This is a genomic window from Paenarthrobacter sp. NPDC091669 (assembly GCF_044756725.1).
Taxonomy (GTDB): Bacteria; Actinomycetota; Actinomycetes; order Actinomycetales; family Micrococcaceae; genus Arthrobacter; species Arthrobacter bambusae_C.
The window spans coordinates 321467-328554 of sequence record NZ_JBIVTK010000007.1 but is presented as its reverse complement, the minus strand read 5'-3'; the positions used below and the strand labels follow the sequence as shown (position 1 = coordinate 328554).

The 7088-nt window shown below is 62.0% G+C and carries 7 protein-coding genes; 6 read left to right on the top strand and 1 reads right to left on the bottom strand.

Annotated elements, in window-relative coordinates; genetic code table 11:
- Window positions 1-557: 557 nt before the first annotated feature.
- Window positions 558-1163 (bottom strand): malonic semialdehyde reductase, encoded by a 606-nt coding sequence (locus ACIQLI_RS14280; RefSeq protein WP_091325629.1) that lies wholly within the window; start codon window positions 1161-1163, stop codon window positions 558-560.
- A 254-nt stretch (window positions 1164-1417) separates the two neighbouring features.
- Between ACIQLI_RS14280 and ACIQLI_RS14275 the strand changes: the two genes are divergently transcribed.
- The 6 genes from ACIQLI_RS14275 (at window position 1418) to ACIQLI_RS14250 (ending at window position 7070) form a co-directional block, all read left to right on the top strand.
- Window positions 1418-2773, top strand: a complete 1356-nt coding sequence (locus ACIQLI_RS14275) for a uracil-xanthine permease family protein (RefSeq protein ID WP_400389530.1) — start codon at window positions 1418-1420, stop codon at window positions 2771-2773.
- A gap of 202 nt (window positions 2774-2975) precedes the next feature.
- Complete coding sequence (locus ACIQLI_RS14270; RefSeq protein ID WP_400389527.1) at window positions 2976-3992, top strand: sensor histidine kinase; 1017 nt, start codon at window positions 2976-2978, stop codon at window positions 3990-3992.
- Window positions 3989-4642 (top strand): response regulator, encoded by a 654-nt coding sequence (locus tag ACIQLI_RS14265; protein ID WP_400389524.1) that lies wholly within the window; start codon window positions 3989-3991, stop codon window positions 4640-4642. The genes ACIQLI_RS14270 and ACIQLI_RS14265 overlap by 4 nt, the downstream gene beginning before the upstream one ends.
- Before the next feature lie 65 nt (window positions 4643-4707).
- Complete coding sequence (locus ACIQLI_RS14260; RefSeq protein ID WP_400389521.1) at window positions 4708-5529, top strand: hypothetical protein; 822 nt, start codon at window positions 4708-4710, stop codon at window positions 5527-5529.
- A gap of 30 nt (window positions 5530-5559) precedes the next feature.
- The gene (locus ACIQLI_RS14255; protein ID WP_400389518.1) at window positions 5560-6276 is read left to right on the top strand and encodes an ABC transporter ATP-binding protein; all 717 of its coding nucleotides are present in this window, start codon (window positions 5560-5562) and stop codon (window positions 6274-6276) included.
- Window positions 6273-7070 carry a hypothetical protein gene (locus ACIQLI_RS14250; RefSeq protein WP_400389515.1) on the top strand — a complete coding sequence of 266 codons (798 nt, stop codon included), beginning with the start codon at window positions 6273-6275 and terminating at the stop codon, window positions 7068-7070. The genes ACIQLI_RS14255 and ACIQLI_RS14250 overlap by 4 nt, the downstream gene beginning before the upstream one ends.
- Window positions 7071-7088: the final 18 nt, after the last annotated feature.

Below are 7088 nucleotides of genomic sequence, written 5' to 3'. Positions count from 1 at the left end.
GCTGCGACACCCTCTACGCCATGCTCCGCGACGGCACCCTCTACCAACCCCCAACACCCGCAACCGCTTGACGAAAAACATAGGGGCACTCTCACCTGCCCTAGAGTCGAGGGAAGTACATGCAACCCGGAGGCGGAACGATGAGGCTCGAGGCCTGGCACGTAGTGGTTTTACTCATACTGCTGGTAGCGGCCGCCGTGGTGATCGTGGCGGTGACCCTGCTCGTCCGCTGGGTCACCCGAGCGGCAGATCACCGCGATCGGGGCAATCGACCCGAGCGGGACTGAGAGAGCGCTGGGCTCAAACCCGAGGGACCTGAGCGAGCGCTGGGCTCAAACCCGAGGGACCTGAGCGAGCGTCGGGCTCAAACCCGAGGGACCTGAGCGAGCGCTGGGCTCAAACCCGAGGGACCTGAGCGAGCGCTGGGCTCAAACCCGAGGGACCTGAGCGAGCGCTGGGCTCAAACCCGAGGGATGTGAGAGAAGGATCGGCGTTCAAGGCGCCCGCAACGCAAAACGCCCGCCCACGAAAGTGAGCGGGCGTTTCTGGTGTGAAGACTAGACGGTGCGGACAACGTCGTCATAAGCGAACTTCGGCTTGGCTTCGCCCCAGGCGTCCGGGCCGGGCTGGCCGATGTTGACGACGAGGAAGCTCTTCTGGTCGCCGGCCGGGAAGAATTCGGCGTCGATGGCGGAGAAGTCGGCACCGGTCATGGGACCGGCGGCGAAACCGAGGGAGCGCACAGCCAGGATGAAGTAGCCGGCCTGCAAATGAGCGTTGTTGTTGCCCGTAGCAGCGGCGAAAGCGGGATCGGCGTCGTACATTGCCTTGGGTGCGCCGTAGGCGGGCAGGAACTTGTCCCACTGGCCCTGCCAGTCGGTGTCGTAAGAGAGGATGGCGACCAGCGGGGCGGAGGCGGTCTTGGCCTTGTTGCCGTTGGAAAGGGTGTCCACCAGCTTGGCGCGGGCCTCGTCCGAGCGGACATAAGTCACGCGAAGTGGCTGGGAGTTGAAGGCGGTGGGGCCGAACTTGGTGAGCTCGTAGATGGCACGGGCCTGCTCGTCGGTGACCTCACCGGCGAAGCTGTTGGCGGTACGGGCTTCGGCAAAAATGGCGTCGACTGCTGCGGCGTCAATGACTGCTTCTTCGTGGGCGATCGTCATTTGGTGAACCTTTCGCTGGGCCTGACCCTGAGCCGGCCGGGCACTTCTGCTTTCCATGGTTGCAACTTCAAGTTCCGTTGTCCTCTTCCCATGACGGTCCGTGACGTTGGGCACACAGCGTGACTCCGCGTGTCGTTTCCTTGCGTTGTGAGGCCCGCTTTGCGCCTCATTCGGCGCGCGAGGCGCGTAGAGCGGGCCCCGCAATGGCGGTAATGTTGCACCGAATCCCAACACTCTTCTGAGGAAGGCCCGCCATGAGCATGCTCGGCATCAAATGGAAGCTCCACGGCAACGGCAAGTCCATCCGTCCCGGCCACGTGGTGGCGCCCGACGAGCGACTGGCCTGGCCCCTGACCATCGGCATCGGCATGCAGCACGTGGTGGCCATGTTCGGTGCAACGTTCCTGGTGCCCATCATCACCGGCATGCCGCCTGCCACCACCCTGCTCTTCTCGGGCATCGGCACCCTGTTGTTCCTGGTGATCACCAAGGGCCGTGTGCCCAGCTACCTGGGCTCGAGCTTCGCGTTCATCGCCCCGATCATGGCGTCCCAGCAGCAGTACGGAGTCAGTGGCGCCTTGGGCGGCGTGGTGCTGGCCGGCGTCGTACTGGCGCTTATTGGTGCGGTGGTCCAGAAGTTTGGCGCCGAATGGATCAACCGGCTGATGCCGCCGATCGTCACCGGTGCCATTGTGGCGCTGATCGGCCTCAACCTGGCGCCGGCTGCAAAGGCGAACTTCGACCTCGCGCCGGTTACCGCCCTCATCACGCTTGTCACGATCATCCTGGTTTCCGTTCTATTCCGCGGAATTCTGGGGCGGCTGAGCATCCTGGTGGGCGTCGTGGTGGGGTATCTCGTGGCGATGATGCGCGGCGAGGTCAACTACGAAAAGATGGACGCCGCTGCGTGGATTGGCCTTCCTCTGTTCCAGACGCCCGAGTTCCACATCGGTGTGGTGGGTCTGTTCGTGCCGGTGGTGCTGGTGCTCGTGGCTGAGAACGTGGGGCACGTGAAGTCGGTGGCCGCGATGACCGGCCAGAACCTCGACGGCGTCTCCGGCCGCGCGCTGATGGCCGACGGCGCCGCGACGGTACTTGCCGGGTTCGGCGGCGGTTCCGGTACCACGACGTATGCGGAGAACATCGGCGTCATGGCCGCCACGAAGGTCTATTCGACGGCGGCGTACTGGGTGGCCGGTGTCTTCGCCATCCTGCTGAGCTTCTCCCCGAAATTCGGCGAACTGATCGCGACCGTGCCGGCTGGTGTGCTGGGCGGTGCTGCGACCATGCTGTACGGCATGATCGGCGTGCTCGGCGTGAAGATCTGGGTGCAAAACAAGGTCAACTTCTCCAACCCGATCAACCTGACGACCGCAGCTGTGGCTTTGATTATTGGCATCGCCGACTACACATGGACGATTGGCGAACTGAAGTTCACGGGCATTGCCCTGGGCTCGGCTGCTGCACTGGTGATCTACCACGGCATGAAGGGTCTGGCTCGTTGGCGCGGGACTGTGGCCGAGCCGGAGACCGAGACGGCGGGGCTGCCGCCTGCGGTGAAGTCTGCGATGAATGCGGCGGCTAAGCGGACGGGGAAGAAGGGGAAGTAGGGGTTAGCTATAAATCGCGCATGAGTTGCCGCTTCGAACGGACCGGCCGGGATTCGTGCGAGGCTGAGGCATGCGACATGGGAGCAAGACACAAGGCGCTGACAGTCATCGCTTTCGCAGTCCCACTTTCCGCCAGACAATCGCTCCTCTGCTGCTGAACGGTCTGGTCGGCCTCATAGTGGTGGCCGGGCTTTGGATCACCGTGCCTCCGCCGGAATCACCAGGACGGCTGTTCCAGCTGGCGCTCGGAGCGCTGGTTGTTATGGGCCTCTGCCTTCGGTCCCGGTTTCCGTGGCTAGCTGCCGCGTGGACCGGCGTTGTGACGGCCGCGGGCTGGAGCTTGGGACTGACGGAGGACCCCTTCCTGGCGACAGGGCTCTGTCTCTACGTCGCCGCTGAGCGATTCGGTACCCGGCTGTTTCCTGCATGGTTGATCGCGATGGAAGCCCTTTTGTTCGCGTCGTTGCTTCTGGTGTCCGCCGAGGGCGCTGAGGCGCGCGTTCGGGGAATTATCCTGGGCGCCGTCATCATCGGGGCAGCATGGGTCCTGGGAATCCGCACCCAGCGCATGCGGTACGAAACCGAGCGCAATGCCCGGGCGCAGGAACGGCTTCGCCTGGCCCGGGACGTTCACGATGTCCTCTCACATACGTTGGGAGGGATCGGAGTGCGGGCAGGCGTCGTCGCCCATGTAAAGTCGTCCACCGCCGACGATCTACGATCTGCGCTGCAGGGCATCGAGTCCGATGCCCGTGATGCGTTGGGCCAACTCCAAGTCTTGATGCGCCAGGAACGCAGTGAAGTGGATGATGACGCTCCTCCGGGAACTCTTCCGGAACTGGTGCAGGAGCTGTCGCAGCCGGCCATACGAGCCGGGATATCTGTTGTGATCGACGCCGATGAAAGCCCCAACCACCTTCCGGCCGCGCAGCGAACCACCGCGTATCGAATCATTCAGGAGGCCCTGACAAACGTGATCCGTCATTCCGGAGCAAAAACCTGCCGGATCACCATCAGGACCGAAGGCGACGACCTGCGAATCAGCGTCCTCGACGACGGTCCGGGGGCAGCATTGGCTTCCAAGAACGGTCACGGACTCACAGGAATGCGTGAACGGGCCCAACTAATGGGCGGAACCTTTGAAGCAGGACGGGATGCCAGTGGATACCGCGTGGCTGTTTCATTACCGGGAACTGCAGCGAGGGTGGAAACCCGATGAATGAGATCAGCGTCCTCATCGCAGACGACGATGCTCACATCAGGACGTCACTGCGTCTTTTGATCGAGGATGAGCCGGGCATGAGAGTGGCTGCCGTGGTTGTGGACGGAGCAGAGGCCGTGGAAGCCACCATGAAGCATCAACCGGACGTGGCCCTGATGGATGTTCGAATGCCCCGGATGACCGGCCTTGAAGCTGCGGGGATTCTGGCATCACGAAAGTCCCGCACCCGGCTGGTCATGCTGACCACGTTCGATATGGACGACTACGTCTACCAGGCACTCCGCCAGGGCGCCTCCGGCTTTCTCCTTAAGAACGCGCCGCTGCCTGACATCCTCAAGGCAATCCGTACCGCATATGAAGGTAACGCCCTCCTGGCTCCGGAAATCACCCGTCGACTCATTGACCGCTTCACCCTGCATCCGGCCGCACACGACCGCATCAGCGAGCTGACAGTCCGCGAACGCGAAACCTTGACCCTCATCGGACAAGGTGCCTCCAATAACGAGATAGCAGCCGCCCTGTTTCTCACGCGAACCACTGTGCGGACTTACGTGAGCCGAATCCTGACCAAACTGGGCGCACGGGACAGAGCCCAACTCGTTGTCATCGCCTACGAAGCCGGCCTGGTGGGCCCTTCGACCGTCTAAGTGGGTGCCACGACTGTCGACACCTGCAGACAGACAAGAGGTGCCGGGCCGGATTGACTTGAGTCATGCCACCATCTTCCAGCGCGATCTTCGACGTGCGGACGGGATCGCGAACCACCATGATCCGCGCTGTCAGGGCCGAAACCACCAAACTTCTGACACTGCGTCTTTGCCTTAACACCATGGCAGGAACGGTGCTGCTCACAGCACTTCTCTCCTGGATACTGACCAGTCTGATCGACGCTGCCCACCAAGCAGGGAGACCGGAGGAGGCAGCTGGCCTTGAGGGCGGCACAGCCTTTTTGATCATCCTCCACTATGGACAAATAGGGGTCATCCTTCTTGCGGCATGGTCGATGCACCAGGAATCGGACAATGGCTCTCTTCGGAGCACCTTGATCAGCCTCCCGCAGCGCAGTTTTGTGTTGGCGGCCAAAGCGATCGTGATTGTCGTTGCCGTTTTCATCACGGCTGTTCTGAGCGTGTTTGGGTCGGCAGGGATTCGTTGCGTGGTCATCGACTGCACCGCCGGAAGCAGCCAGATAGCAGCGACTCCACAAGCGGCATCAGGCATCCTCTGGGGCGTGGTCCTTTACTGGATACTCATCGCCCTGTTCACCTACGCCTTGTCGGTGGTCCTGCGCAGTGGGCTGGCGGCCATGGGCACGGTCTTGGCGATGGCCCTCATTGTCTCCACCTACCTGGTGAACATCACACCCCTTGCCAAGTTTCTGCCGGATCAGGCGGGAGCCCAGCTCTACCAGCTTCCGCCTCCTACGCCGGGCGACTTAGGGCCTGCGACGGGTGGGGTGGTCCTCGCGGTTTGGGTGGCCGCAGCGCTGATCACCGCGCATCTTCTGTTTCGCCGCCAGCCGGTCCGCCGCTAAGTGACATCGACTACCCAAGGAGACCAGACAATGATCGAGATCAAGAATTTGAGCAAGAAATACGGGCAGTCGGACGGAATCATCGACGTCTCGCTGACGGCCGAGCCCGGGAAAGTCACCGCCTTCCTCGGTCCGAACGGCGCCGGCAAGTCCACAACTTTTCGGCTGCTTCTAGGGCTCGATCGGGCGGACAGCGGGTCCGCTCTCATTGAAGGAAAGCCTTACCAGGACCTCACCGCTCCCATGTGGACTGTGGGAGCCCAATTCGATGGCTCAGGAGCCCACAAGGGCCGCACGGCAAAGGCTCATCTCACCTGGCTGGCGCAATCCAACGGCATTCCGCGATCCAGGATCGGTGAAGTTCTGGAAGTCGTTGGGCTTTCAGACGCCGCTCGGAAGCGCGTGGGAGCGTACTCACTGGGTATGGGTCAGCGACTAGGGATCGCTGCGGCCCTCCTCGGCGATCCACGCATTGTTGTTCTCGATGAGCCGACCAACGGCTTGGATCCCGAAGGCATTCGCTGGATCCGGGGACTCCTGGGGACCCTCGCATCCAACGGCAAGACTGTTCTTATTTCCAGTCATCTCATTAATGAGGTCCAGCACGTCGCTGACCACATCGTGGTCATTTCCGGTGGCCGCATTGTTCAGTCCGGAAACGTCGATGATCTGGTATCCGGTCACCATGACCTGGAAGCCGCCTACTTCGATTGGACCGGCAGTGCGGCTAAAGGAAACGCCGTATGACTCCGCTGGTGGACACTACCCGGAAGTCCAGCCTAGTCCGCGCCGAACTCACCAAACTCATCACGTTGAGGTCCGTATGGATCACTGCAGCCCTGACGTGGCTCATCGTTGTTCTCATCGGGTGGTCCCAGGCGGCTCCAGTGGGAGACGCACTCCGAACCAACGACCCCGGGCTTGCACCAGGAGCGAGCCCGGAGACGGTGGGTTTTGACTGGGTTGCGCTGGGACTGATCGGAATCATTGTTATCGGCGTCATAGCCGCATCGAGTGAATACGTGTCGGGCCAACTGCGGAGCAGCCTGGTGGCCGCACCGAACCGCGAGCGCCTGTATTTGGCGAAATGTGCTGCGTTGACAGTGTTCGTCACACTGCTGGGGCTCGTGACCATTCCGCTGTTGAGCTTGCTATCCCAGTCTGGTCTCGGCGAACTTTCCGTCATCAACGGGACCGTTCCGGCAGGCCTCCTTCTCCGCTGGGTTGGTGCGATAGCTTTCTGGGATGCCATAGCCCTCATTGGGTTCGCACTGGGCATCCTGCTCAAACAGACGCTGATACCGCTGTTTACGCTCATTGTGGTGTCGCAATTGTCGTTGATGTTGCTGCTGCTGACTCCAGCTTTTGCCTATCTACCCACTGTGGCCGGGGTCCTGCTGTTCGACCCAGGCCTGGTTACAGGGTCCTATCCGGATGCAGATCTGGGTTCTCTCACCGCCGCGATAGTAACTTTCACCTGGACAGCCGGCCTCGTGGCCTTTGCAGGGTTCAGGTTCAGCACGCGTGACGTCCGGGGCTAGCTGAACCACGACGGCGGT